This is a genomic window from Lacinutrix sp. 5H-3-7-4 (assembly GCF_000211855.2).
In the GTDB taxonomy this organism is placed as follows: Bacteria; Bacteroidota; Bacteroidia; order Flavobacteriales; family Flavobacteriaceae; genus Lacinutrix.
Map to the genome: position 1 here is coordinate 528,553 of NC_015638.1, position 24,558 is coordinate 553,110.

Consider the following 24,558-nt stretch of genomic DNA (forward strand, 5'->3'; position numbering starts at 1 on the left):
AAAAAATGTTTTAATTGTGCTAAATTTTTAAGAATTTATCAATAAAAAAGCCTGTTCATTACGAACAGGCTTAGTATTGCTACTAAAAAATTAAGGATTAATTTTTTGTTTTATTTTTAAATTTATCAAATTCTCCTTCTTTTACTTCTCTTGGCCAAGAGTTATTAGAAGTATCAACATCTGCTGTTTCTAAATTTGGATCTACTGTAATTTTTACAATTTCTTTATCTGAAGCTATTGCTTTTGTAGCTTCTTTATCGTTTAATCTCCAGATTTGTGCAGGATATGTTTCAGTTTTAGATGAACCATCTGAATAAGTATACTCTACAATAATTGGCATTACTAAACCACCTGGTTTTTCGAAAGTTACATTGTAAAAGAATTTTGGCTCTTTCATTTTTGCTCTTTCAGCTGCAGTAAAGTTATCCATTACATATTCTTTTAAAGATGGTGCATTGTCTAATAATTTACCGCTTTTCATCTCTGCTTTATAATCTTCACTACCTTCTTCAACCATAAATACTAATGGTGGTAAATCGCTTAATTTCATACCACGAGATTTAGCCATATCTTTAACTTGTTGTGTAGGTTCTTTTGATACGTAAAACTTTTTTACATCTTTTACTCCTATATCAACAAAGTCTGTTGTATAAAACCAACCTCTCCAAAACCAATCTAAATCGAATGCAGATGCATCTTCCATTGTGCGGAAAAAATCTTCTGGAGTTGGGTGTTTAAACATCCAACGTTGAGAGTATTCTCTAAATGCATAATCAAAAAGTTCTGGTCCCATTACAGTTTCTCTTAAAATATTTAAGGCTGTACCTGGTTTACCATATGCATTGTTACCAAATTGGTATGTGTTTAATCCTTTTGTCATTATTGGTGCAATAAAGTTTTGATCGCCACCCATATAACGTGTAATATTTTTTGCTGGCCCACGACGTGAAGGATATGCTGTTTGACCTTCTGATAATGCATCTGGATACCATTTTCCAAAATCTTGCTCTGCTACATATTGTACAAAAGTATTTAAACCTTCATCCATCCATGTCCATTGACGCTCATCACTATTTACAATCATTGGGAAAAAGTTGTGTCCCACTTCGTGAATAATTACAGACATCATACCAAATTTAGTACGATCACTATAATTTCCATCTTTATCTGGACGTCCATAGTTCCAGCAAATCATTGGGTATTCCATACCTTGTTGCTTTGCGTGTACAGAAATGGCTTTATGATAAGGATAATCGAAAGTCATACGAGAGTAAGACCTTAATGTACTAGCAACTGCTTTTGTAGACCATTGTTCCCATAATGGGTTTCCTTCTTTAGGGTACATAGATACCGCCATTTTAGTAGAGCCATTAATATCTACAGCCATCATATCTAATATATAACGTCTAGAAGTTGCAAAACCAAAATCACGTACATTTTTCGCACTTAATTTCCATGTTTTTGTCTTAGTAGATTTTGTTTTTTCTGCAGCTTCTGCTTCAGCTTGAGTAACAATTACAACAGGTTCATCAAAAGATTTTTTAGCTTTTTCAAAACGCTTCATCATTTCTTTTGAGTACACTTCTTTTCTATTTGTAAGTACACCTGTACCATCAAGAATGTGATCTGCCGGTACTGTAATATTTACATCAAAATCACCAAAAGGCAATGCAAATTCATCACGTCCCCAAAACTGAGAGTTTTGCCAACCTTCAACATCGTTATAAACTGCCATTCTTGGATAAAATTGAGCGATTACATAGTTTCTGTTATCGTCTTCTTTAAAGTACTCGTAACCAGAACGGCCACGACCATTAACGTGATCGTTAATGTTATACCACCATTTTATTGAAAAAGAAAATTTATCTCCAGAAGCTAATGGTTTTGGCATTTCTACACGCATCATTGTACGATTAATCATGTGTGGTAATGCATTACCATTAGTATCTTTTACTTCTTCTATTTTAAATCCTCCATCAAAACCTTCTGTCATGTAAGCATCTGCAAAGCTTGATGCTTGTTGAGCAGGAGCAATACCACTACCTTGAATAAGTGGTGTTTTAGAGTCTCTTGCTCTCATGTTTTGATCTAACTGTACCCATAAATAATTAAGTACATCTGGAGAGTTGTTTGTATATGTAATTGTTTCGAAACCAGATAAACGAGCATTAACATCGTCTAATTCTAAATCCATTTTATAATCTGCTTGTTGCTGATAATAAGCGGAACCTGGAGCACCAGAGGCTGCACGATACATGTTTGGAGATGAGAACTCCTCGTAAAGTTGTTTAAATTTGTTGTTGTTTGTGTGGCCTTGCACAGGCTCTTGGTTTTCTTTATCCTGTTGTGCAAATACACCTACAGTAATAAAGAGTGCAGAAAGCACGTAATACTTTAGATTGTTCATTTAGAAATTGTTTTTTTCGAATAATTGAGGCTGAAATTAACAATTTTTAAGAATTTTACATTCTATTTTATTAGAAGTTTAACATTCCTTTGATTCTTTCTGGTATTAATATGAAAGATTTGTGCTTATTATTAATATATGTTCTTACTATATTTTTTTGATCACTAAAGACATCAAAAAGTATTTTATTTTCAATTTCGAATGTTTTTACTGCTGTGATATTTTCAATTTCTAAATAGCACTGCACAACATCTTCATCATATTCCTTACCTATAAATTGTACTGAAGCTAATTTTCCGTTTATTGAAATTTTTAATCTTGATAACACATATTTTTCTATGTATTGATCTATTTGTGTTTCATCTTGATTTGATGCCAAAACAATACTTTCGTCATAACGTTCGCGAAGAAGTTTCTCAAAATCATCGATAAAAATTCGTGTTATAATTTGAACCGATTTTTTCTCTTTTACATATTCTATTTTAGTAATACTCACATAATATTTATGCATCGCTGTAAATGCTAATGAGGAGATTAGAGTTATGGTTAATATTATTTTTAAGAATTTCATATTATATAATTTCGTTTGCAAACATAGTGAAAGCAGTCAAAAAGTATTCCATAAAAATTAGTTTCATTCTTTTGAAGCCAAATTTTCTTTATATTTTATGTACTTTTTTTTCATAAATGCGAGCGCTTCTAAATCGCCTTTTGAGCAATGCTTTTCGAAATCTTTATCATCTGCACAAAAATAAAAAAAGTCCATTCTCTTGTCTTCTTCTAAGGGATTATTGCTAAAAAAATCTTCAGACAATCTAGATTTTAAACTATACATTAAGGTTGTGTTTGCCTCTAAGGCTATTCGTTTTTTTAGCATTTTTGTTCTTCCTGAGATAGCGTTTAAAATTGGATTTAAAGGTATGAAACCTCCACCAGTTGTAGCTTCGTGCAATCGCCTTTCGCTTTGTGTTTTAGGTTTTCCTTTATAGCCTGGTATACCAACATTATAAAAATTAATGCTTGGTTTGGCTTTAGAGTTATTAATATCTTGTTCTAGATTACCGCTTAAAATATTTCCAACTATTACTTCTTGTAATTCATTTATCTGCTCTGCTAATGTAATTTGTATACCTTTTTCGTTTATATTTTTTTGGGTTATAATAATTGTTTCTGGTTGGTATTGTATTGAGGTTACAGATAAAGTATCGTTTTTTTGAGCTTCAATTTTAAAAATCCCTAAAGCATTTGTGGTGGTATATGTGTTTTTATTAATGTTTGTTACATGGATGTTTTCAAGGTTATCTTCGGCTTGAATTTTTCCGAATAATGTTACAGATTGTGCGTTTAAAAAAACACCTAATAATAGAAAAACAGCTATACAAGCATATTTATAAAATTTATTATTTTCCACTTGTTGCTGTTAAAAATTCTTTACTCTTAAGGTGTAAATAATCTATAAGTTCTATTTCTTTAGTAGGTTCTAAAAGTGCGTAATTAAAATTAGAATTTTCTAGGTAGATTATAAACTCATTAACTTTATCTTCTGGTATATTATAGTTGGATGTATAATATTCGTTTTTAAAAACGGTAGAGAGTTTTGAAACTGGTATATTAAACCGCTTACCTACTCGGTTTTGTCTATCTATTCGTTTTTTATTTTTTTTATTTTTTGTTTTAAAAATCGCATTTACTAGTAATCCTAAAATTGCCACACCATCTGCTTGATACCTTATGCGGTCGTTTTGATTTCCTAATGCGATATTATCAACTTTTGAATGATGATCATCTGCAACTTCAAGGTTTTCAACATTACCAAAATCAAACATTTGTATAGGTTTTACAACTTTTGTATTAGCTATATCACCTTCTATTATGCCTGTTAAATCGTATTGTAGTAAAACAACCTCATCTAGAGTATTTATTTGTTCATTTAAATAAATAGTTAATTTTTTAGAATCTATAACTTTCTGTGTTATGTAGGTTTTAAATGGCTTAAGTTGAATTGCAGATACTTGAATCTCATCATTTAAAGCAACTTTAATTTTAAATCTTCCCAAGGAGTCTGTAATTACTCCTTTATTAGATGACTCGTTAAAAACAGTTACATTCTCTAAGTCCTCAACAGCAACAATAATTTGACCATTAACCTCAACTCGCTTAGTATTTTGAGCTTGAGTATTTAAAATTGAAACTAGAAAAATTAAGAGAAGTAAAGTCTGTTTCATGCCTAATTGGTTTGGTTATGTAAATAACGTCTATCAGTTCTTAAATAAAATTAAAAATGCTTTTAAATTTTTGTTAAAAACTTAGTTTATATAAATTTACGATTAAAATTCATAAAATGAAAAATATAATAATTGCGAGCACCTCAACGCTTTATAATGGAAAGCCTTTAGAGTATTTATTAAATGAAATAGAACATTTGTTTAAAGATGTTTCTGAAGTTTTATTCATTCCTTATGCAAGACCTGGAGGAATTTCTCATGATGATTATACTAACAAAATAAGTGATGTATTTTCTAAAATCAATAAAACTATAAAGGGAATACATACTTTTAAAAACCCAAGGCAAGCGATACAAGAAGCTAAAGGCATTTATGTCGGAGGCGGAAACACTTTTGTTTTAGTTAATAATCTCTACAAAAACGACTGCATAAATATTTTAAAAGAAGTTATAACTAGAGGTATTCCCTATTTAGGCACAAGTGCTGGTAGTAATATTTGCGGTTTATCTATGAGCACCACTAATGATATGCCAATTGTTTATCCGCCAAGTTTTAAAACATTAGGTTTTGTACCATTCAATATTAATCCTCATTATTTAGATCCTATTGAAGGAAGCAAACATATGGGAGAAACCCGAGAAACACGTATTCAAGAATTTCATAAATTTAATACGCAACCTGTAATAGGATTACGAGAAGGAAGTTACATTAAAGTTTCTGGAGAAAGTATACAATTAAAGGGTGAGCATCAAGCAAGAGTATTTGAATATGACACAGAACCTTATGAAATTGAAACAAATACTTATCTAAATGAACTAAAATAAAAAAGCTTCATCTAAAAGATGAAGCTTTCTATGAGCGAGAGACCAGGTTCGAACTGGCGACATTCAGCTTGGAAGGCTGACGCTCTACCAACTGAGCTACTCTCGCATTTCCGGATGCAAAAATAACATAATTCTTGAAATACCAATACATTTTTACATATTATTTTAAAGTATTTTATCGTTTATATCTGTATTTTACCGATAAAACAAAACCTAACAAATCATTTTCTTCGTATAAACTGTTGTTACTCTTAAATTTGGAATAAAAGCTTCCTAATGAAAAATTTCTTAATCTACTTCGTACTTTTAACAAGCACATCAATATTTGCTCAGGTTAAAATTGGTGAAAATCCACAAACTATAAATCAAAACTCAATTCTTGAACTTGAAAGTGATACAAAGGCGCTTGTTGTTACAAGAATTACAACTTCTCAAATGAATGCGATGACACCTCTTGAAGGCGCAATTATTTACAATACAGACGAAGACTGTTTATTTCAATATAATAATAACTCTTGGAATAGCCTATGTGTTGATGTCATGGCGAACGAAACCGTAACTTCTATTATTGATAATGGAAATGGCACATTAACATATACTGATGAATCTGGAACTAACACCATCATTTCTTTAAGTGATGCAGATTCAGATACAACTAACGAGCTTAACCAAACAATGGTGCTTAACGGTACAAATTTAGAAACAACTGATGCTGGCGGAACCATTATTACAGACTTATCGGCTTTAGACCAGTCTGCAGATATTGCAAATAGTGAAGCAGACATTGCAACAAATGCAACTGATATCGCAGACCATATTGCTGCAGATTTAGATACTGATGCGACTAACGAAATTCAAACTGTTGAATCTACAGATGGTTCGGTTACGGTTACACCTAACGGAAATGATTTCGATTTATCTATTACAATTCCTGCTAATAATGATAATGATGCTACAAATGAGCTTAACCAAACAGTGGTGCTTAACGGGACAAATTTAGAAACAACTGATGCTGGCGGAACAATTACTACAGATTTATCATCTTTAGACCAGTCTGCAGATATTGCAAATAGCGAAGCAGACATTGCAAACAATGCCGTTAACATTGCAACAAACGCAACGGATATTGCAGACCATATTGCTGCAGATTTAGATACTGATGCGACTAACGAAATCCAAACTGTTGAATCTACTGATGGTTCGGTTACAGTTACACCTAACGGAAATGATTTCGATTTATCTATTACTATTCCTGCTAATAATGATAATGATGCTACAAATGAGCTCAACCAAACAGTGGTGCTTAACGGTACAAATTTAGAAACAACTGATGCTGGCGGAACCATTACTACAGACTTATTTTCTTTAGATGAATCTGCTGAAGTCGCTACAAATACAACTAACATTACTACAAACGCAACGAATATCGCAGACCATATTGCTGCAGATTTAGATACTGATGCTACTAATGAAATTCAAACTGTTGAATCTACAGATGGTTCGGTTACGGTTATACCTAACGGAAATGATTTCGATTTATCTATTACAATTCCTGCTAATAATGATAATGATGCTACAAATGAGCTTAACCAAACAGTTGTACTTAACGGGACAAATTTAGAAACAACTGATGCTGGCGGAACCATTACTACAGACTTATCTTCTTTAGATGAATCTGCTGAAGTTGCTACTAATGCCGCTAACATTGCAACAAACGCAACGGATATTGCAGACCATATTGCTGCAGATTTAGATACTGATGCGACTAACGAAATTCAAAATGTTGAATCTACAGATGGTTCGGTTACGGTTACACCTAACGGAAATGATTTTGATTTATCTATTACTATTCCTGCTAATAATGATAATGATGCTACAAACGAGCTTAACCAAACAGTGGTACTTAACGGGACAAATTTAGAAACAACTGATGCTGGCGGAACCATTACTACAGACTTATCTTCTTTAGACCAGTCTGCTGAAGTTGCTACTAATGCTGCAGATATTGCTACAAACGCAACGGATATCGCAGACCATATTGCTGCAGATTTAGATACTGATGCGACTAACGAAATTCAAAATGTTGAATCTACAGATGGTTCGGTTACGGTTACACCTAACGGAAATGATTTCGATTTGAGCGTAACACCTTACGACGATTCTTCACTACAAACTCAAATTACTGCTAATGCAGATGATATAGATGATTTACAAGCAGATCAAATAACTCAAAATACTGCTATTACAAATAACGCTACAGCTATTTCAGATAATGCAGATGCCATTGTTGCTCTAGAAGCAGAACAAGTTACACAAAATAATAATATTGCTAATAATACAACAGCAATAACAAATCATATTGCTGCAGATGGAGATACTGATGCGACTAATGAAATACAATCATTAACTCAAGTTGGAAACAATGTTACTTTATCTAATGGTGGAGGAACAATTTCTGTTGCAGACAACGACAACGATGCGACTAACGAATTACAAGAGGTAACTTCTTCAAATAATTCTGTTGGTATTACTCAAAACGGAAACGATTTTGATTTAAGCGTTATTATTCCTGCTAATAATGATAATGATGCCACTAATGAAATACAAGATATTTCAACCAATGGCGATGCCGGAAACATTTCTTTAACCAATGGATCTACACTAAACCTTAATATAGATGATGCAGATGCAGATGCTACAAACGAAATTCAAATCTTAACACAAACAGGAAACACTGTTACATTATCTAACTCTGGAGGCACAATTTCTGTTGCAGATAATGATAACAACGCAACTAACGAAATACAGGTTATTACATCTACAGATGGTTCTGTAACTGTAACTCCAGATGCTAATAATAATTATAATTTAAGTGTAATTACTCCTACAAATAATGATAATGATCCAACCAACGAAATCACAACAGTAACAGATAATCTAGATGGCACAACAACCATTTTAGATGTAAATGGAGGCACTGTAACAGTAGATAACGATGGAGTAGATAATGTTGATGATGCAGATAATGATGTTACAAACGAATTACAAGATATTTCTTTAAACGGAACAGAGTTACAATTATCAACTCCTGCTACCGCTGGAAATCTAGTTGATTTAACAGATCAAATTACACTACCAATGTTTGCAAATGGAGCCAATACAAACGATGAAATTTATTGGAATGGTACAGATTGGGTTTATGGAACGCGAGTTGCAACCGTAAATTTAATTAGTCCAGATGCAGATGGTAATGTAAACATACCTATTGGTAATGTTTATACTGGCCCAACAACAACAACAGGAGATATTGGACCTAACGAAGTTGGAGGATCACCTCAAGAAGGAGACATTTATGTAGTAAATAGTGACGCTCCAGATCCTGCACAAGTTGGAAACACATATATTTATGATATTGATACTATGGATTGGATTGCAATAGATCCATTTAACGCTGCTCTTTACGACCCAAGATATGTTAATGTTACTGGCGATACTATGGTTGGAAACTTAGACATGAATGGGAACACGGTAACAGACTTAGGAACACCAACAGGAGCTACAGATGCTGCACCCAAAGGTTATGTTGATAATATGAGCTTAGTCGATAATAATGATGGAACTTTTTCATTAAACAAACCAGACGGAACAATTGATACTATTAATAAAGCATTCTTAACAGACAATCTAGACGGGACATTTACATTTAATAATAATGACGGCAATCCTGTTACAATTAATATTTCTGACTTAGAAACAACAACAACATTAACAGATAATGGTAACCAAACATTTACTTATGTTAATGAAGACAATACAGCAACTACTTTTTCTATTGCTGATAACGATAACGATGCATCAAACGAAATCCAAACTGTAGAATCTACAGATGGTTCTGTTACTATTACACCTAACGGAAATGATTTTGATTTATCTGTTACTATTCCAACGAACAACGATAACGATGCCACTAACGAAATTCAAACACTTAGTCAAGTAGGAACTAATGTTACCTTATCTAATGGTGGCGGAACTATTTCTGTGGCAGATAATGATAATGATGCCACTAATGAAATTCAAACCATCTCATCTTCAGACAACTCTATTGCAGTAACACAAACAAATAACGATTACGATTTAAGCATTACAATTCCTGCAAATAACGATAACGATTCTACTAACGAGATTCAGGATATTTCTACTAATGGAAATCCTGGAAATATTACCATTTCTAATGGCTCTACTATTAATTTAAATACAGATGATGCCGATTCTGATATTACAAACGAAATTCAAATAATAACATCAAGTGATAACTCTGTTGCTATAACTGAAACTAATAACAACTACGATTTAACTGTAACTCCGTTTGATGATTCTACTTTACAGTCTCAAATCACAACTAATGCGAACGATATTGACGCATTAGAAGCAGAACAAGTTACTCAAAATGCTAATATTACTGACAACACAACAGCTATCGCAGACCATATTGCTGCAGATTTAGACACTGATGCGACTAACGAAATTCAAACTGTTGAATCTACTGATGGCTCGGTTACTGTTACACCTAACGGAAATGATTTCGATTTATCTATTACTATTCCTGCAAATAATGATAATGATGCCACAAACGAGCTAAACCAAACTGTAGTGCTTAACGGTACAAACATAGAAACAACTGATGCTGGCGGAACAATTACTACAGACTTATCATCTTTAGATGAATCTGCTGAGGTTGCCACTAATGCTTCAAATATCGCAACAAACGCAACGGATATTGCAGACCATATTGCCGCAGATTTAGATACTGATGCGACTAACGAAATTCAAACTATTGAATCTATAGATGGTTCGGTTACAGTTACACCTAACGGAAATGATTTCGATCTATCTATTACTATTCCTACAAATAACGATAATGATGCCACAAACGAGCTAAACCAAACAGTTGTACTTAACGGTACAAACTTAGAAACAACTGATGCTGGTGGAACAATTACTACAGACTTATCGGCTTTATCATCTAATGTAACTCAGGTTGTAACAGCTGGTAATACAATTGCTACTCATACAAGTGGTACTACAACAACAAATATTGTTGAAACAACAACGTCGTTATCTCAAAATGATGCGAGTCCTACGGGAGAAATTACGTATACAAACGAAGCAAATGTAACAGCCACCGCTCAAGTTGTTGCAGCAGAAACAGACAATCAAATAGAAGTTGGTGCAAATGGTGGTGCTTATTTGGGCCCAACAGTATACACTGGCACGTTTATTATTACAGCTACAGGAAACCAAACTATTACAGGCTTACCTTTTGAGCCATCATCTGTAACGTTTGTTGCTCATGCAAATGTTGAAACTTTAGATTTAGACTCAGATAACGGTGTAGGCAATAATAACACAGGCATTGCTAACTCTTTTGGAACAATGAACGGGTTTGCAAGAAACGACTCTGGATCTATAACACAACAAGTAATTTATGTAGGTGGAAGCGGAAATTCAATTAACGACATTTCAAGATTCGCTTCAAGCTCACGATGTATTGGTTTAAGATATGGTAACCAAAATGGTGATGCTGTTGGAAGAACATTAGCAAGTTTATCGTCATTCAACACAGATGGGTTTACATTAAATGTTACAAACAAATCAGATAATGTTGTTGTTATTTTTACAGCATATAAATAATTAAGAAGCATGAAATATTTAAATTACATAGTATTGCTTCTATTTCAAATTAGTTTTGGGCAGCAAGCATTGCAAAACTCTGGAAATATTCAAATTCATGATCAAGGTCAAGTTGGTTTTCATATCGATTTAGTTAATAATGGAACTTTTAATCAAAATTTAGGATTAGCAGGTTTTTATAATTCAGAAAACCCATTAACTATTTCAGGAACTCAAACTCCACAATTTTTTGATATGGAAGTTGCAGTAGATAATAATTTAATTCTTGATATTAATACCGAAGTTGCAAACACACTAAGTTATATTATTGGAGATGTTATATCTCCAAGAAATAACATAACAATTTCTTTAGATTATTTAAGTAATGCTCTTTTTGTAGCCGAAGACAATTTTCGACTAACAGATGGTTACGCGTCTTATTCTGGAAATAATTCTTTTAGCTTCCCTATTGGAGATGATAATAAATTAAGACCACTTATAACACCATTGCAAACAAATAACCCCAAATTTAAAGCTGCATATTTTAATGAAGACCCAAATTTTCCTTCTACATTTCCAATGGAGTTTAATACAAATAATTCTGAAGGTATCTTAAATGCCATAAGTAATCAGGAGTTTTGGGACTTTAATGGTACAGATAAAACATTTGTAACGCTAACATGGAATCAAGAAAGCCAAATAAATAATTTAGCTGGTGATTTAATGAATTTAAGAGTTGTTGGCTGGAGTAAAACCGAAAACAAATGGCTTGATCTTGGGAATACAAACATTACTGGAGACAGTAACAATGGGACTATTAGTTCTTTTGAATTTATTCCAAATGATTTTGAAATTATAACCTTTGGTAGCTTAATTGGTAGTGATGGATTAACTGTTTATAGCGGTGTTAGTCCTAATGGAGATGGATTAAATGATGTTTTTGTAATTGAAGGCATAGAGTTATTTAATAATGAATTAAAAATATTTAACCGTTGGGGACGCATAGTCTATGATGCGAAAAATTATAAAAACACTTTTAATGGAGTTTCTAATAAAAAAGTAATTGGGAGCCAAGGAAACAAACTTCCTGTAGGCACCTATTTTTATGTCTTAGAGTTGCCTCTAGATAACAAAACCTACTCGGGTTGGATATATTTAAACTACTAATTATAGTGTTTTATAAAAGTGATAGCCATAAATTTCATACCCTTCGTTATAATAAAATTTATGCGAAGGATAATTTTGAACGTAAGTATTTAATTCAGATATATTACAACCTTTAGATTTAGCATATTTATATATCCATTTAAAAAACAATTTACCCAAACCTTTACCTTGATATTCTGCTTCAATATAAACATGATCTACCTCCATAGATTTTCCTGCATAATGTCTAGTTTGAAACCACATGCCACAAATTCCAATTAATTTTTCACCTAAATAAACACCTGCACATTCATAGTTTTCTTTTACCATTTCAGCAAAACGCGTTTTTAAAACATCGTCAGAATTTGTATTATTTGTTAATTTTTGCATTAAAGGAATAATGATATTTATATCCTTTTTATCAATAATTTTAAAGCAGAAAGACATCTTGAAATTTTTTAGTAAATTTAAATAAAATCATTAAGTTTGAAAGACATTACTTCCTATGAAAACAACAAATCTTTCAAACATAAAAATTGAAGTTATAACAGGAGAACAAACTCTACCTGTTCGTCATGCTGTATTAAGAAAAGGCAAACCTATTGAGGCTTGCCCAATTCCAGAAGACAATTTAGAAACAACCTATCATTTTGGATTATTTTACAATAAAAAACTTGTTGCGGTTAGCTCTTTCGTGGCAGACAAATCACCTTATTTCGAAGAATCAAATCAATATAGGTTAAGGGCAATGGGTGTTTTAGAAGATTATCAAGGTTTAAAACTAGGAAGACAATTATTAAATTTTGGTGTTCATTTTTTAAAAGAAAAAAACGTAGAGCGTTTATGGTTTAACGCCCGAATCATTGCTGTAAATTTTTACAGAAATAATGGTTTTGATACTATTGGAAATATTTTCGATATTCCTAAGGTTGGAGACCATTTCGTAATGCATAAAAAAATATGATTAAAAAAAAGGATATAAAACTTATAGTAATATTAATTTTAGCATGCATAACGTTTCCTCAACTCACTAATTCTCAAAGTCTAATTTCTGTTGAAGAATTAATAGGCAAAGGAAATCCTAAACTATTTGGAGAAGGTTATAAATTAAGAAAAGAAGCTTACATAGCATTCAAAAAAATGCAAACTGCTGCCCTAAAAAGCAATATAAAGATAGGAGCTGTTTCTAGCTACAGAAGTTATGCACATCAAAAACGCATTTGGGAACGTAAATTTAAAAGAAATTCTTCTGCGGATCTTTCACCAAAAGATAACGTAAAAAAAATAATAGAATATTCAACTATTCCTGGAACCTCTCGTCACCATTGGGGAACAGACATAGACATTTACCAAACCAATGTTAAACAACCAAATGGCATTTTACAACCAAAAAACTATCATGGAAATGGAGTGTTTTGTAAATTAAAAGAATGGATGGATGCTAACTCAAAGCAGTTTGGTTTTTATTTAGTTTACACCGATAAAGTTGATAGAAAAGGTTTTAAATACGAACCATGGCATTACAGCTACAAACCTTTATCTAAAACCTATTTAAAAGCATATAAAAAAATAAATGTTTCAGAATTATTAAAAAAAGACAAACTATTAGGAAGCGATAATTTTTCAGAAGCGTTTATAAACCAATATACTAAAGAAAATATTTTAGATATTAATCCTGAACTTTTGTAACTTTAAAACAGAACTAAAACCATTAAAATATTATGAAAAAAGGCGGACTTAAAGGCAGACTACTTATAGGTTTAGTTATTGCCGCATTTTTTGGCTTTAAATATTGTAGCCAACAAGAAGTCAATCCATATACTGGAAAAAAACAAGCAATATCAATGACTCCACAAGAAGAAATTCAAATGGGATTAGCTAGTCGTGATCAAATGGCAGCTCAGCATGGTGGTTTACATCCTAATGAGCAATATCAAGCATTGGTTGATAATGTAGGCCATAAATTAGTAAACAATAGTATTGCTAAAGAAACACCTTACCAGTATGAGTTTCATTTATTAGCAGACCAAAACACCATAAACGCTTTTGCTTTACCTGGAGGACAAATATTTATAACCTACGCTCTATTTTCTCAACTTAAAAACGAAGACCAACTTGCCGGTGTATTAGGTCATGAAATTGGACATGTATTAGGAAAACACTCTGCTGAAAGAATTGCAAATTCAGAACTTTGGAAAGGTTTATCTACCGCAGGATCTGTGGGCGCAGATATGGGTGGTGTTGTAGCACAAATAGGAAATGGAACTTTATTAAAAAACGGTAGAGGAGACGAATTAGAGAGTGACGATTTAGGAGTACGCTTCATGATGCGTGCCGGTTACGATCCTCAAGAAATGATTGGAGTAATGCAAATTTTAAAAGCTGCTGCAGGACCAAACCGCCAACCAGAATTCTCAAGTACACATCCCGATCCCGACAATAGAATGGAAAAAATTAGAGAATCTATAGAAAAATATAGAAGATAAAAAAAGCCTTGTAAAGTTAGTTTACAAGGCTTTTTAATTATAACATAATTAATATTATGCGTTCTTTAAAGCTTTTTTAATTAAGTTATAAGACTCATTTGCACTAGAAAGTTTTGCATAATCTAAAGCAGTTAATCCTTTTTTAGATTTTAAATTTAAATTTGCTCCTTTTTCAATAAGCAGCTCTAAAATTTCTACTTTATTATATCTAGCAGCAAACATTGCAGGAGTCATACCCACAGATTTTTTATTAATATCTTCTCCAAGATTAATTAAAGTTTTTACTGTTTCAATATCTCCTTTAGCTATAGCCTTACAAAAAGAACTAACATCTGCTAATTTAGAAATCTCTACATCGTAAGAATTCTCAAAATTTAAAGTGTCTGCATTCAAAGTTGCAACAGAGAAACTTAATGCAATTGCCGAAATAATTAATGTTTTTTTCATGATAAAATTTTTTGATTGATAAATGATTTTTTATTTATTGATATACTAAAGAGACGACAAAAAAATTAATTTGTTACACTAAAAAACACAAATAATCAACATTTAACATTTTGAAAACAAATATGTTAACAATATCACAAAATTAAATCACCTCTTAATATTGCCTCAAAAAAAAGTTAACTATTCTTTAAACAGTTTTATTTTTTTTGGTCGTATTTTAAACTTTTATATTTGTAAACTAAAGCCATAAAAATGAATAAAAAAGTAATCCTGATGATTCTTGATGGTTGGGGAAAAAGCCCAGACCCAAAAATATCTGCAATAGATAATGCTAATACAAACTTTATAGACAGTTTATACACTAAATATCCACACGCCCAATTAAGAACAGATGGTTTACATGTAGGTTTACCAGAAGGCCAAATGGGAAACAGCGAAGTTGGACACATGAATTTAGGTGCCGGACGTATTGTTTATCAAGATTTAGCTAAAATTAATTTAGCTGTAGAAAACAAATCTTTAGCAAAAGAACCTGTTTTAGAAAACGCATTTCAATACGCTAAAAAAAATAACAAAGCAGTTCATTTTTTAGGATTATTAAGTAATGGAGGCGTTCATTCTCACATAAACCATTTAAAAGGATTAATTGATGTTGCCCAAGATTTAGGCATCACAAAATCTTACATCCACGGTTTTACAGATGGTAGAGATGTAGATCCACAATCTGGAAAAGGTTTTATTGCAGATATTGAACAATACACCCAAAATAAAAACACACAAATCGCATCAATCACTGGTCGTTATTACGCAATGGATAGAGATAAACGTTGGGAACGTGTACAATTAGCATACAATGCTTTAGTAAATGGTAAAGGAGAATTGTCTAGAAATATTCAAGAAAGTATTCAAAATAATTATAACGATAATATTACAGACGAGTTTATAAAACCTATAATTAAAGTAGATGGTTACGGTCTTCCATTAACAACTATAAAAGAAGATGATGTTGTAATATTCTTTAATTTTAGAACAGATAGAGGTCGCCAATTAACCGATGCTTTATCTCAACAAGATTTTCCAGAATTTAAAATGAAGAAACTTAATTTGTATTATGTAACAATGACAAATTATGATGAGAATTTTAAGGGATTACACGTTGTTTTTAATAAAGACAATATAACCGAAACACTAGGTGAAGTTTTAGAAAAAAACAATAAAACCCAAATAAGAATAGCTGAAACAGAAAAATATCCTCACGTAACATTTTTCTTCTCTGGCGGAAGAGAAAAACCTTTTCAAGGAGAAGCTCGAATATTAAAAAACTCTCCTAAAGTAGCAACATACGATTTGCAACCAGAAATGAGTGCTTTTGAGCTAACCGATGCTTTAATTCCAGAACTACAAAAAGGAGAGGTTGATTTTGTATGTTTAAATTTCGCAAATGGAGATATGGTTGGTCACACAGGCTCTATGGAAGCAGCAATAAAAGCTTGCGAAGCTGTAGATAAATGTGTAGACAAAGTTATTAGTACCGCCGTAGAACATGATTATACAGTTCTAGTTATTGCAGATCATGGTAACTGTGAAACCATGATAAATCCAGACGGTTCACCTAATACAGCACATACCACAAATCCTGTACCTTTAATTTTAGTAGATAAAGACATAAAAAATATTAAAGATGGTATACTTGGAGATATTGCACCAACCATTTTAAAATTAATGGGTATAGAACAACCAAATGCTATGACTCAAGAACCTTTAGTATAAAATAGCTTTAACGACTTGAAATAAAGTAGAATTATAAATTGTATTTTTGTACACTATTTAAAAGTTAAATGAACATCTCTAAAGGACTTATTATTGCTGTAGATTTTGATGGTACTATTGTTGAAGATGCCTATCCTGGTATTGGAGACGAAAGATTATTTGCTTTCGATACTTTAAAACGCTTACAAGCAGATGGACACAGACTAATTTTATGGACCTATCGTCATGGCAAGAAATTAGAAGAAGCCGTTGAGTATTGTAAAGCAAATGGCATAGAATTTTATGCTGTAAATAAAAGTTTTCCAGAAGAGCAATCTCCCGAAAATGTTAGCAGAAAAATTCATGCAGACTTATTTATAGACGATAGAAATATAGGAGGAATACTTGGTTGGGGAGAAATATACCAGATGCTTACCAACGAACAACCTAAAGTAAAACAAAAAAAGAAAAAAGGATTTTTTAGATTCTAGAATAATATGATTATAGTAAAAACAAGAGAAGAAATAGAATTAATGCGCGAAGCTGCTCTTGTAGTTTCAAAAACTTTAGGTGAAGTTGCTAAAGCAGTAAAACCAGGAGTAACAACATTAGAATTAGACAAAATTGCAGAAACATGTATTCGTGACCAAGGTGCTGTACCAGGATTTTTAGGATTGTATGATTTTCCTAATACCTTATGTATGAGTCCTAACTCTCAAGTTGTACACGGCATTCCAAATAATACACCATTAGAAGAAGGCGATATTATTTCTATAGATTGTGGCGCAATAAAACATGGTTTTTATGGTGACCATGCTTATACTTTTCCTGTTGGAGAAATAAATGAAGAAACTAAAAAACTATTACAAGTGACTAAAGAATCTTTATATGTAGGCATCAAAGAATTAAAATTAGGAAACCGCGTTGGTGATGTTGGTTATGCAATACAAAAGTATTGCGAAAACCACGGTTACGGTGTTGTAAGAGAGTTAGTAGGTCATGGTTTAGGTCGTGTTATGCACGAAGATCCAGAAATGCCAAATTACGGTAGACGTGGTCGTGGTAAAAAGTTTGTAGAAGGAATGGTTGTAGCTATTGAGCCTATGATTAATATGGGAACACAGCGCATAAAACAACACAGAGATGGCTGGACAATTACAACTCAAGATGGTAAACCAAGTGCTCATTTCGAGCATGATGTTGCAATTTTAGATGGAAAACCAGAAATACTATCAACATTTGCTTATATCTACGACGCTTTAGGCATTACATCTAATGAAGAAGATGAATTTCGCCAGAAAGCTTTAGTGCTTTAAATTTTATATGAAGAAACTCTTCAAATTAATTTTAAACATAATCCCTAGACCTTTATTAATAAGGCTTAGTTATATTATACGTCCTGTTTTAGCTTTCTTTTTAAAAGGAAATACTTTTACAGATCCAATAGATGGTAAAAGTTTTAAAAGCTTTTTACCATACGGCTATGGTAAGCAAAGAAATAATGTACTATCGCCGTCTACTCTATCTCTAGAGCGCCACAGGTTGTTATGGTTATACTTAAAAAATGAAACCAACTTTTTTTTAAATACTGAAACTAATTCGGCATATAAAAAAAAAGTACTTCATTTTGCGCCAGAGCAATGTTTTTTAAAACGTTTTAAGGCTTTAAATACAATAGATTATACAACTACAGATTTATTGTCGCCAATTGCAGATGTTAAAGCAGATATATGTAACCTTCCTTTTGAAGATAATAGTTATGATATAATTTTATGTAATCACGTTTTAGAACATATTCCAGACGATACTAAAGCAATGCAAGAACTGTATCGTGTTATGAAACCTGGTGGTTATGGTATTTTTCAAATTCCGCAGGATTTATCAAGAACCACAACTTTTGAAGATAATACGATAACAGATAAAAAAGAACGTGCAAAAATTTTTGGACAATATGATCATGTGCGCGTTTATGGTCTTGATTATTTTAATAAACTTAGAAGTATTGGTTTTATGGTTAATGAGGTTGATTATACCGCAAGCCTTTCCGCGAAAGCGATAGAAAAATACTGTTTGACTAAAGGAGAAATTATTCCCGTAGTTTACAAAAAACAATAATTTAAAATCTTAATATTATGAGCTCGCAAATACTTATTGTAACTGGTGCATTATTTGGTATGTTATCCGTAATTTTTGGTGCTTTTGGAGCTCATGCTTTAAAAAAAACATTATCTCCTAACCAACTACAAAGCTTTGAAACTGGTGTAAAATACCAAATGTACCATGCTATAGTATTGCTGGTTTTAGGTTTTGGCCAAGGTCCTCAAACACGTGCTATTTATTGGTGCTTTACTTTAGGAATTATACTATTCTCTTTTAGTATTTATGGTTTAGTATTAAGTGATGCTAAAGGAAAAAAGATAAAGATTTTAGGACCAATTACTCCTATTGGAGGTTTATTATTAGTAATAGGATGGTTACTATTATTACTAAATAGTTTTTAAAGTTATTTGGTTTTAAAGCCGTTAAAAGCTTTTGTTTCCATTTCCTTATTTTCATTAATAAAAATCACATACACTTGTAATTCTGGGTGTCTTGCCAAAAAATAACTTAATTTATCAATTCCCATAGCTTGAAAAGCTGTTGCGTAACCATCGGCCATCATACAAGTATCTGTAATTACAGAAACGCTTAAAATATTTGTTTTAGTTGGGTATCCTGTTTTAGGGTTTAAAATATGAGCATAACGATTCCCTAAGGAGTCTGTTTTAAATTTTCTATAAGTTCCAGAGGTTGCCATAGCTTTATCTTTTAACTCAAAAACTACATCGTAACTTTGCGAACCATCAAAATTAGGGTTTTCTATTCCAACTGTCCAACCGCTTTGTTTCTTTATATTTATACCTTTTGTTCTAAGTTCGCCACCTATATTAACCATATAGTTTTTAATGTTTTTACTTTCTAAAAACATACCAATTACATCTACAGCGTAGCCTTTTGCAATGGCATTAAAATCTATAAATGCACCTTTTCTTTTTACAATTTTCTGCTCTACAAGTCCCATTCTATTAAAACCAACAAATTGTTTTAGGCTGTCTATTTTAGTACTATCTAGCTTAGTTGTTGGTTTTTCTGAACCAAAATCCCAAGCATTAACTAATTTACCAATAGTAGGATCTAAAATACCTTCAGTTTCTATATATAGTTTTTTTGATGCTTTAAAGACCTTAGTAAAATGATGATCTACAGTTACAGATTCGTTTCTGTTAATTTTAGAAATATCTGAATCTGCCTGATAATTAGACATAGACTTATTTATAATATTAAAAATGCTATCAAACTGTTTGCTATAATCTTTGCTGGTATTAGTAGCGTAAGTAACATCGTAAAAAGTGCCAAAAACAGAACCAGATAATTTAGTGTTTGTAAGTTCTTTTTTACAAGAGAAAAAAGAGGTGATAATAAGCGTTATAAGTAATGCTCTTTTCATAGTAATAATGCAATTTATGTTTTGAGTAAAGACTATTTTTTAATTAAAATTAGTTTCTAGAACTTGAATACCATTGTACTCAATTAAATAATCTTCGTTTAAATAAAGTGGTAAATCTTCACCATTAGGGTTACCTAAACCAACACCTGCATATAAAACTTTAGCATTGTGCTCTCTAGCATGTTCTTTAAAAGACTCCATCCAAACAACATCATAATTATTTGCGTTATCTGGTAGCATAACAGCTTTTACAATTACAAAAAAGTACTGTTTATTAGCATCCATACATACAAATTGTGGATGCTTTTTTAATTTACTATTTATAGCTATAAATTCGAATCCACGTTTTTCAAGATCTTTTCCAACGTGATTCATTGCTAAATTATGGAGTTCTTGTGGTGTTAAAGCTTTACTCATAAATGCAAAAATATAATATATTTCGCTTTCGCGGAAGAAAACCCAGAATGTAAATTATTTAAATCTTACAAATTTAGAATTATAAAACGTATAATTTGAAACTGGTATAACAGCATTCATTTTTAAATTATACCAAGGCGAAATTTTAGAGTCTTCTAGGTTTTTAACAAGATGAACACTTTGTGCAGGTGTATTACCTTGAATTAGCAAAAAAAGCTTTTCGTTTTTATTATTTATAGCTTCATCTGCCAACATAACAATATGTCCTGGACTTCCACCAATAATAAGCATATCTCCTATTTTTAGTTCTTTAATATTAGTTATAGGCTCTAATTCCTGCGATAATGATAGCGTTCCCGAATACATATAAATTAAATTTAGGTACTTATAGAAGTTACTTTTAGAGTAATTAGCTGTTGCTGTTTTGCTAAATGTTACTTTATTACCACTAACTTTTGGTCTGTATCCTTTAGCATATTCAATCCAAGAGCAATAATGTCCTGAAGTGAAATTAAAGCCTATTTCGTCTTGCCTATTTGCATCCCATAGGTATTCGCTTCTAATTCTTATTAAAGCATCTGCGCATTGCTGCAAACCGTTTTTAGGAACTGGTAAATCTAGAATACCAATATGTCCACGTTGCCAATAATATTCGCTATCATCAAAATTAATAATTTTACTCCCAAAGGGTTTTAAATTATAATTTTGAAGATACTCTTGAAAAGAGCCTTTTTTATATAAAATACGTTTATAACCGTTTGGCAATTTAACTCTAGACTTTATAGTTAAACTATCTTTATTAATTAAATCTGCATGACTAACTATAGATTTTGAAATATATGTTACAGTCTGCTTTACAGGTTTAAAGTAAAAACCTAATAGTATAAACACAAGAACTAGAATAATAGCGAATAAATATTTCTTCATACGTTTATTAAAACGAAAAAACCCAACACTTTCGTATTGGGTTTTATTATTTTAATTGAAGATTAACCTCCAAAGTCATCAAATCTAATATTCTCATCTGGAATACCAAAGTCTTCTCCCATTTTTTGAACTGCTTGGTTCATTAATGGTGGACCACAGAAATATAATTCTATATCCTCTGGTGTTTCATGGTGATTTAAGTAGTTATCAATAACACAATTGTGAACGAAACCTACAAAACCATCTCCAGGTGCATCAATATTTTCTTTTACTTTCCAGTTATCTTCTGGTAAAGGTTCAGATAATGCTAAATAAAACTTGAAGTTAGGGAAATCTTTTTCTAATTGATAGAAGTGATCTAAATAGAATAATTCTCGTTTAGAACGACCACCGTACCAATAAGTAACTTTTCTTCCTGTTTTTAAAGTTTTGAATAAGTGGTATAAGTGAGAACGCATTGGCGCCATACCTGCTCCACCACCAACATAAAGCATTTCTGCATCACTTTCGTTGATAAAGAATTCACCGTAAGGACCAGAAATAGTTACTTTATCTCCTGGTTTTTGGTTAAATATGTAAGATGAAGCTACACCTGGATTTACATCCATCCAACCGCCTTTAGCACGATCAAAAGGTGGTGTTGCAATACGTACATTTAACATAATCTCACGACCTTCTGCAGGATAAGAAGCCATTGAATAAGCTCTTTCTACAGTTTCTGTGTTTTTCATTACTAATGGCCATAATTTAAACTTATCCCATTCAGCTTGAAATTTATCTGGTGTTTCATGCTCTTCTGGGTGTGCAGTAATGTCCATATCTTCGAACTTTACAGTACACTCTGGAATTTCAATTTGAATATATCCACCAGCTTTATATCCCATATCTTCTGGGATTTCAACTACAAATTCTTTAATAAAAGAGGCAACATTATAATTACGTACAACGGTTGCTTCCCATTTTTTAATTCCAAATACTTCTTCTGGAATTGTAATTTCCATGTCTTGCTTTACTTTAACTTGGCAAGATAAACGAGCTCCATGTGCTAATTCTTTTCTAGAAAAGTGAGGTGTTTCTGTTGGTAAAGCTTCTCCTCCACCAGATAATACGTGACACTCACATTGTATACAAGTTCCACCACCACCACAAGCAGATGGTAAAAATATTTTATTACTTCCTAATGTAGATAATAATGTACCTCCAGAAGCGACTTCTATTTCTCTTTCACCATTAATCATAATCTTTACTGGACCAGATGGTGACAATTTTTGTTTAACGAATAGTAATAAACTTACTAGTATTAATGCGATAATTAAAAACGCTACTACCGTTGTAATTACTGTTCCTAATGTTCCTGCTGCTAAAATCATATTACTCAACTATTTTAGTGTTTTCAGCTAATTTCTTAGCGTCTTCAGTTTTTACTTGCTCAACTTTTGCTGTTGGCTCTTCTGTTGTAGGTTCTCCTTCTTCATCACCACCAGTTAACATTCCTCCAAAACTTAAAAATCCTATTCCCATTAAACCTGTAATGATAAAAGTTATTCCTAACCCTCTTAAAGGTGCTGGAACGTTAGAATATCTAATTTTCTCACGAATGGCAGCAATAGCTAATATTGCTAAAAACCATCCTATACCAGAAGATACACCATAGTTTACTGCTAATCCAAATGTTTCTATTTCACGAGATTGCATAAATAAAGAACCACCTAAAATGGCACAGTTTACTGCAATTAGAGGTAAGAAAATACCAAGTGAGTTATATAATGATGGTGAAAATTTCTCTACTACTATTTCTACTAACTGAACCATTGTTGCAATGGTAGCAATAAACATAATAAATGAAAGGAAACTTAAATCGTAATCTGCAAATTCTGCGCCTAACCATTTTAATGCTCCAGGTTGTAATAAGTATTGATCTAATAACCAGTTTAATGGTACTGTTATAGCTAATACAAATATTACTGCTGCACCAAGTCCAACTGCTGTAGCTACTTTTTTAGATACGGCTAAGTATGAACACATACCTAAGAAAACCGCAAACACCATATTGTCAATAAAAATTGACTTGAAAAATAATTCGATGTGCTCTATCATTGTCTTTTATTTTTTATAACTAAAAAGGATATTAATCCTCGATTAAGTCTTTGTTTCTACTTCGTTGTACCCAGATAATCAATCCTACAATTATTAATGCCATTGGAGGCATTAACATAAATCCATTGTTTTCATAACCTATAGAATATACTCCAGTTTTTTCGATTGGGTCTCCTAATACCGGAATACCAAATAAAGTTCCTGAACCTAAAAGTTCTCTAAAGAATCCTACAATAATTAAAATTACGGCATAACCTAAAGCATTACCAATACCATCTAAAAATGATTTCCAAGGACCGTTACCTAAAGCAAATGCTTCAAAACGTCCCATAATAATACAGTTGGTAATTATTAAACCAATAAATACAGAAAGTGTTTTACTTAACTCAAAAGCAAAAGCTTTTAATACTTGGTCAACAATAATTACTAAAGCTGCTACAACAATAAGTTGTACAATAATTCTAATTTTTGATGGTATAATATTACGCATTAAAGAAATTACTACGTTACCAACACCTAATACAAATAACACAGCGATTCCCATTACTAAAGAAGCTTTTAGCTCTGCAGTAATTGCTAATGCAGAACAAATACCTAATACTTGAATAGTAATTGGGTTATTATCTGCTAACGGATCTGTGATTAACTTTGCGTCTTTTTTTGAAAGTAGTCCCAT

Annotated in this window: 23 protein-coding genes and 1 tRNA gene; 11 read left to right on the forward strand and 13 right to left on the reverse strand. The window is 31.9% G+C overall.

The window, feature by feature from the left end:
* Positions 1-97: 97 nt before the first annotated feature.
* From LACAL_RS02465 to LACAL_RS02480, 4 genes are all read right to left on the reverse strand, one after another.
* Positions 98-2,407 (reverse strand): M1 family metallopeptidase, encoded by a 2,310-nt coding sequence (locus LACAL_RS02465; RefSeq protein WP_013869117.1) that lies wholly within the window; start codon positions 2,405-2,407, stop codon positions 98-100.
* Positions 2,408-2,477: 70 nt separating this feature from the next.
* Positions 2,478-2,978, reverse strand: coding sequence for a DUF6702 family protein (locus LACAL_RS02470; protein ID WP_013869118.1), 501 nt, complete (start codon positions 2,976-2,978; stop codon positions 2,478-2,480).
* Between the two features lie 63 nt (positions 2,979-3,041).
* On the reverse strand, positions 3,042-3,818 hold the full coding sequence (locus LACAL_RS02475) for a carboxypeptidase-like regulatory domain-containing protein (RefSeq protein ID WP_013869119.1): 777 nt from the start codon (positions 3,816-3,818) through the stop codon (positions 3,042-3,044).
* Complete coding sequence (locus LACAL_RS02480) at positions 3,808-4,632, reverse strand: carboxypeptidase-like regulatory domain-containing protein (protein WP_013869120.1); 825 nt, start codon at positions 4,630-4,632, stop codon at positions 3,808-3,810. Before LACAL_RS02480 ends, LACAL_RS02475 begins: the two co-directional genes overlap by 11 nt.
* A 116-nt stretch (positions 4,633-4,748) precedes the next feature.
* Between LACAL_RS02480 and pepE the strand changes: the two genes are divergently transcribed.
* Entirely contained in the window at positions 4,749-5,456 is a 708-nt protein-coding gene (gene pepE / locus LACAL_RS02485) for a dipeptidase PepE (RefSeq protein ID WP_013869121.1), read from the forward strand.
* A 33-nt stretch (positions 5,457-5,489) separates the two neighbouring features.
* Here pepE and LACAL_RS02490 read toward each other — a convergent pair.
* Positions 5,490-5,562: transfer RNA gene (locus LACAL_RS02490), tRNA-Gly, on the reverse strand.
* 170 nt (positions 5,563-5,732) lie between these two features.
* Here LACAL_RS02490 and LACAL_RS02495 point away from each other — a divergent pair.
* Together LACAL_RS02495 and LACAL_RS02500 are read left to right on the forward strand one after the other, a co-directional pair.
* Complete coding sequence (locus tag LACAL_RS02495; protein ID WP_013869122.1) at positions 5,733-11,147, forward strand: hypothetical protein; 5,415 nt, start codon at positions 5,733-5,735, stop codon at positions 11,145-11,147.
* Positions 11,148-11,156: 9 nt separating this feature from the next.
* Positions 11,157-12,293 carry a gliding motility-associated C-terminal domain-containing protein gene (locus LACAL_RS02500; protein WP_013869123.1) on the forward strand — a complete coding sequence of 379 codons (1,137 nt, stop codon included), beginning with the start codon at positions 11,157-11,159 and terminating at the stop codon, positions 12,291-12,293.
* On the opposite strand, the gene LACAL_RS02505 is transcribed toward LACAL_RS02500, so the two are convergent.
* The gene (locus LACAL_RS02505) at positions 12,294-12,719 is read right to left on the reverse strand and encodes a GNAT family N-acetyltransferase (RefSeq protein WP_013869124.1); all 426 of its coding nucleotides are present in this window, start codon (positions 12,717-12,719) and stop codon (positions 12,294-12,296) included.
* Positions 12,720-12,777: 58 nt separating this feature from the next.
* Between LACAL_RS02505 and LACAL_RS02510 the strand changes: the two genes are divergently transcribed.
* From LACAL_RS02510 to LACAL_RS02520, 3 genes are read left to right on the forward strand one after another with little or no spacing between them, the layout of a single operon-like run.
* On the forward strand, positions 12,778-13,236 hold the full coding sequence (locus tag LACAL_RS02510; RefSeq protein ID WP_013869125.1) for a GNAT family N-acetyltransferase: 459 nt from the start codon (positions 12,778-12,780) through the stop codon (positions 13,234-13,236).
* Positions 13,233-13,961, forward strand: a complete 729-nt coding sequence (locus LACAL_RS02515) for a M15 family metallopeptidase (protein WP_013869126.1) — start codon at positions 13,233-13,235, stop codon at positions 13,959-13,961. Before LACAL_RS02510 ends, LACAL_RS02515 begins: the two co-directional genes overlap by 4 nt.
* Before the next feature lie 32 nt (positions 13,962-13,993).
* Positions 13,994-14,758 (forward strand): M48 family metalloprotease, encoded by a 765-nt coding sequence (locus tag LACAL_RS02520; protein ID WP_013869127.1) that lies wholly within the window; start codon positions 13,994-13,996, stop codon positions 14,756-14,758.
* Between the two features lie 54 nt (positions 14,759-14,812).
* Here LACAL_RS02520 and LACAL_RS02525 read toward each other — a convergent pair whose 3' ends face one another.
* On the reverse strand, positions 14,813-15,205 hold the full coding sequence (locus LACAL_RS02525) for an ankyrin repeat domain-containing protein (RefSeq protein ID WP_013869128.1): 393 nt from the start codon (positions 15,203-15,205) through the stop codon (positions 14,813-14,815).
* Between the two features lie 252 nt (positions 15,206-15,457).
* Between LACAL_RS02525 and gpmI the strand changes: the two genes are divergently transcribed.
* The 5 genes from gpmI to LACAL_RS02550 all read left to right on the forward strand — a co-directional run bounded on the left by gpmI (position 15,458) and on the right by LACAL_RS02550 (position 19,455).
* On the forward strand, positions 15,458-16,975 hold the full coding sequence (gene gpmI, locus LACAL_RS02530; RefSeq protein ID WP_013869129.1) for a 2,3-bisphosphoglycerate-independent phosphoglycerate mutase: 1,518 nt from the start codon (positions 15,458-15,460) through the stop codon (positions 16,973-16,975).
* Between the two features lie 68 nt (positions 16,976-17,043).
* A complete protein-coding gene (locus LACAL_RS02535; protein WP_013869130.1) occupies positions 17,044-17,445 on the forward strand; it encodes a BT0820 family HAD-type phosphatase in 402 nt (133 codons plus the stop codon).
* 6 nt (positions 17,446-17,451) lie between these two features.
* Complete coding sequence (map, locus tag LACAL_RS02540) at positions 17,452-18,270, forward strand: type I methionyl aminopeptidase (RefSeq protein WP_013869131.1); 819 nt, start codon at positions 17,452-17,454, stop codon at positions 18,268-18,270.
* A 7-nt stretch (positions 18,271-18,277) separates the two neighbouring features.
* Entirely contained in the window at positions 18,278-19,069 is a 792-nt protein-coding gene (locus LACAL_RS02545) for a class I SAM-dependent methyltransferase (protein ID WP_013869132.1), read from the forward strand.
* Between the two features lie 17 nt (positions 19,070-19,086).
* Positions 19,087-19,455, forward strand: a complete 369-nt coding sequence (locus tag LACAL_RS02550) for a DUF423 domain-containing protein (RefSeq protein WP_013869133.1) — start codon at positions 19,087-19,089, stop codon at positions 19,453-19,455.
* 2 nt (positions 19,456-19,457) lie between these two features.
* Here LACAL_RS02550 and LACAL_RS02555 read toward each other — a convergent pair whose 3' ends face one another.
* The 6 genes from LACAL_RS02555 to LACAL_RS02580 form a co-directional block, all read right to left on the reverse strand.
* Positions 19,458-20,441, reverse strand: a complete 984-nt coding sequence (locus tag LACAL_RS02555; protein ID WP_013869134.1) for an FAD:protein FMN transferase — start codon at positions 20,439-20,441, stop codon at positions 19,458-19,460.
* A gap of 39 nt (positions 20,442-20,480) precedes the next feature.
* Complete coding sequence (locus LACAL_RS02560; RefSeq protein WP_013869135.1) at positions 20,481-20,858, reverse strand: hypothetical protein; 378 nt, start codon at positions 20,856-20,858, stop codon at positions 20,481-20,483.
* Between the two features lie 54 nt (positions 20,859-20,912).
* Positions 20,913-21,785, reverse strand: coding sequence for a DUF4846 domain-containing protein (locus LACAL_RS02565; RefSeq protein ID WP_013869136.1), 873 nt, complete (start codon positions 21,783-21,785; stop codon positions 20,913-20,915).
* A gap of 62 nt (positions 21,786-21,847) precedes the next feature.
* Positions 21,848-23,155 (reverse strand): NADH:ubiquinone reductase (Na(+)-transporting) subunit F, encoded by a 1,308-nt coding sequence (gene nqrF, locus LACAL_RS02570; protein ID WP_013869137.1) that lies wholly within the window; start codon positions 23,153-23,155, stop codon positions 21,848-21,850.
* 1 nt (position 23,156) lies between these two features.
* Positions 23,157-23,882: an NADH:ubiquinone reductase (Na(+)-transporting) subunit E gene (gene nqrE, locus LACAL_RS02575; RefSeq protein ID WP_013869138.1), complete on the reverse strand. Its 726-nt coding sequence runs from the start codon at positions 23,880-23,882 to the stop codon at positions 23,157-23,159.
* A 31-nt stretch (positions 23,883-23,913) separates the two neighbouring features.
* Positions 23,914-24,558, reverse strand: a complete 645-nt coding sequence (locus LACAL_RS02580) for an NADH:ubiquinone reductase (Na(+)-transporting) subunit D (protein ID WP_013869139.1) — start codon at positions 24,556-24,558, stop codon at positions 23,914-23,916.

What these genes read in the sequence shown, in the direction of transcription:
- LACAL_RS02505 (WP_013869124.1), bottom strand. Translation starts at nt 12,719, where the DNA reads ATGTCTTTCTGCTTTAAAATTATTGATAAAAAGGATATAAATATCATT.
- LACAL_RS02525 (WP_013869128.1), bottom strand. Translation starts at nt 15,205, where the DNA reads ATGAAAAAAACATTAATTATTTCGGCAATTGCATTAAGTTTCTCTGTT.
- LACAL_RS02480 (WP_013869120.1), bottom strand. Translation starts at nt 4,632, where the DNA reads ATGAAACAGACTTTACTTCTCTTAATTTTTCTAGTTTCAATTTTAAAT.
- LACAL_RS02535 (WP_013869130.1), top strand. Translation starts at nt 17,044, where the DNA reads ATGAACATCTCTAAAGGACTTATTATTGCTGTAGATTTTGATGGTACT.
- LACAL_RS02465 (WP_013869117.1), bottom strand. Translation starts at nt 2,407, where the DNA reads ATGAACAATCTAAAGTATTACGTGCTTTCTGCACTCTTTATTACTGTA.
- LACAL_RS02580 (WP_013869139.1), bottom strand. Translation starts at nt 24,558, where the DNA reads ATGGGACTACTTTCAAAAAAAGACGCAAAGTTAATCACAGATCCGTTA.
- map (WP_013869131.1), top strand. Translation starts at nt 17,452, where the DNA reads ATGATTATAGTAAAAACAAGAGAAGAAATAGAATTAATGCGCGAAGCT.
- LACAL_RS02550 (WP_013869133.1), top strand. Translation starts at nt 19,087, where the DNA reads ATGAGCTCGCAAATACTTATTGTAACTGGTGCATTATTTGGTATGTTA.
- pepE (WP_013869121.1), top strand. Translation starts at nt 4,749, where the DNA reads ATGAAAAATATAATAATTGCGAGCACCTCAACGCTTTATAATGGAAAG.
- nqrF (WP_013869137.1), bottom strand. Translation starts at nt 23,155, where the DNA reads ATGATTTTAGCAGCAGGAACATTAGGAACAGTAATTACAACGGTAGTA.
- LACAL_RS02545 (WP_013869132.1), top strand. Translation starts at nt 18,278, where the DNA reads ATGAAGAAACTCTTCAAATTAATTTTAAACATAATCCCTAGACCTTTA.
- LACAL_RS02495 (WP_013869122.1), top strand. Translation starts at nt 5,733, where the DNA reads ATGAAAAATTTCTTAATCTACTTCGTACTTTTAACAAGCACATCAATA.
- LACAL_RS02515 (WP_013869126.1), top strand. Translation starts at nt 13,233, where the DNA reads ATGATTAAAAAAAAGGATATAAAACTTATAGTAATATTAATTTTAGCA.
- nqrE (WP_013869138.1), bottom strand. Translation starts at nt 23,882, where the DNA reads ATGATAGAGCACATCGAATTATTTTTCAAGTCAATTTTTATTGACAAT.
- LACAL_RS02565 (WP_013869136.1), bottom strand. Translation starts at nt 21,785, where the DNA reads ATGAAGAAATATTTATTCGCTATTATTCTAGTTCTTGTGTTTATACTA.
- LACAL_RS02555 (WP_013869134.1), bottom strand. Translation starts at nt 20,441, where the DNA reads ATGAAAAGAGCATTACTTATAACGCTTATTATCACCTCTTTTTTCTCT.
- LACAL_RS02560 (WP_013869135.1), bottom strand. Translation starts at nt 20,858, where the DNA reads ATGAGTAAAGCTTTAACACCACAAGAACTCCATAATTTAGCAATGAAT.
- gpmI (WP_013869129.1), top strand. Translation starts at nt 15,458, where the DNA reads ATGAATAAAAAAGTAATCCTGATGATTCTTGATGGTTGGGGAAAAAGC.
- LACAL_RS02500 (WP_013869123.1), top strand. Translation starts at nt 11,157, where the DNA reads ATGAAATATTTAAATTACATAGTATTGCTTCTATTTCAAATTAGTTTT.
- LACAL_RS02510 (WP_013869125.1), top strand. Translation starts at nt 12,778, where the DNA reads ATGAAAACAACAAATCTTTCAAACATAAAAATTGAAGTTATAACAGGA.
- LACAL_RS02520 (WP_013869127.1), top strand. Translation starts at nt 13,994, where the DNA reads ATGAAAAAAGGCGGACTTAAAGGCAGACTACTTATAGGTTTAGTTATT.
- LACAL_RS02470 (WP_013869118.1), bottom strand. Translation starts at nt 2,978, where the DNA reads ATGAAATTCTTAAAAATAATATTAACCATAACTCTAATCTCCTCATTA.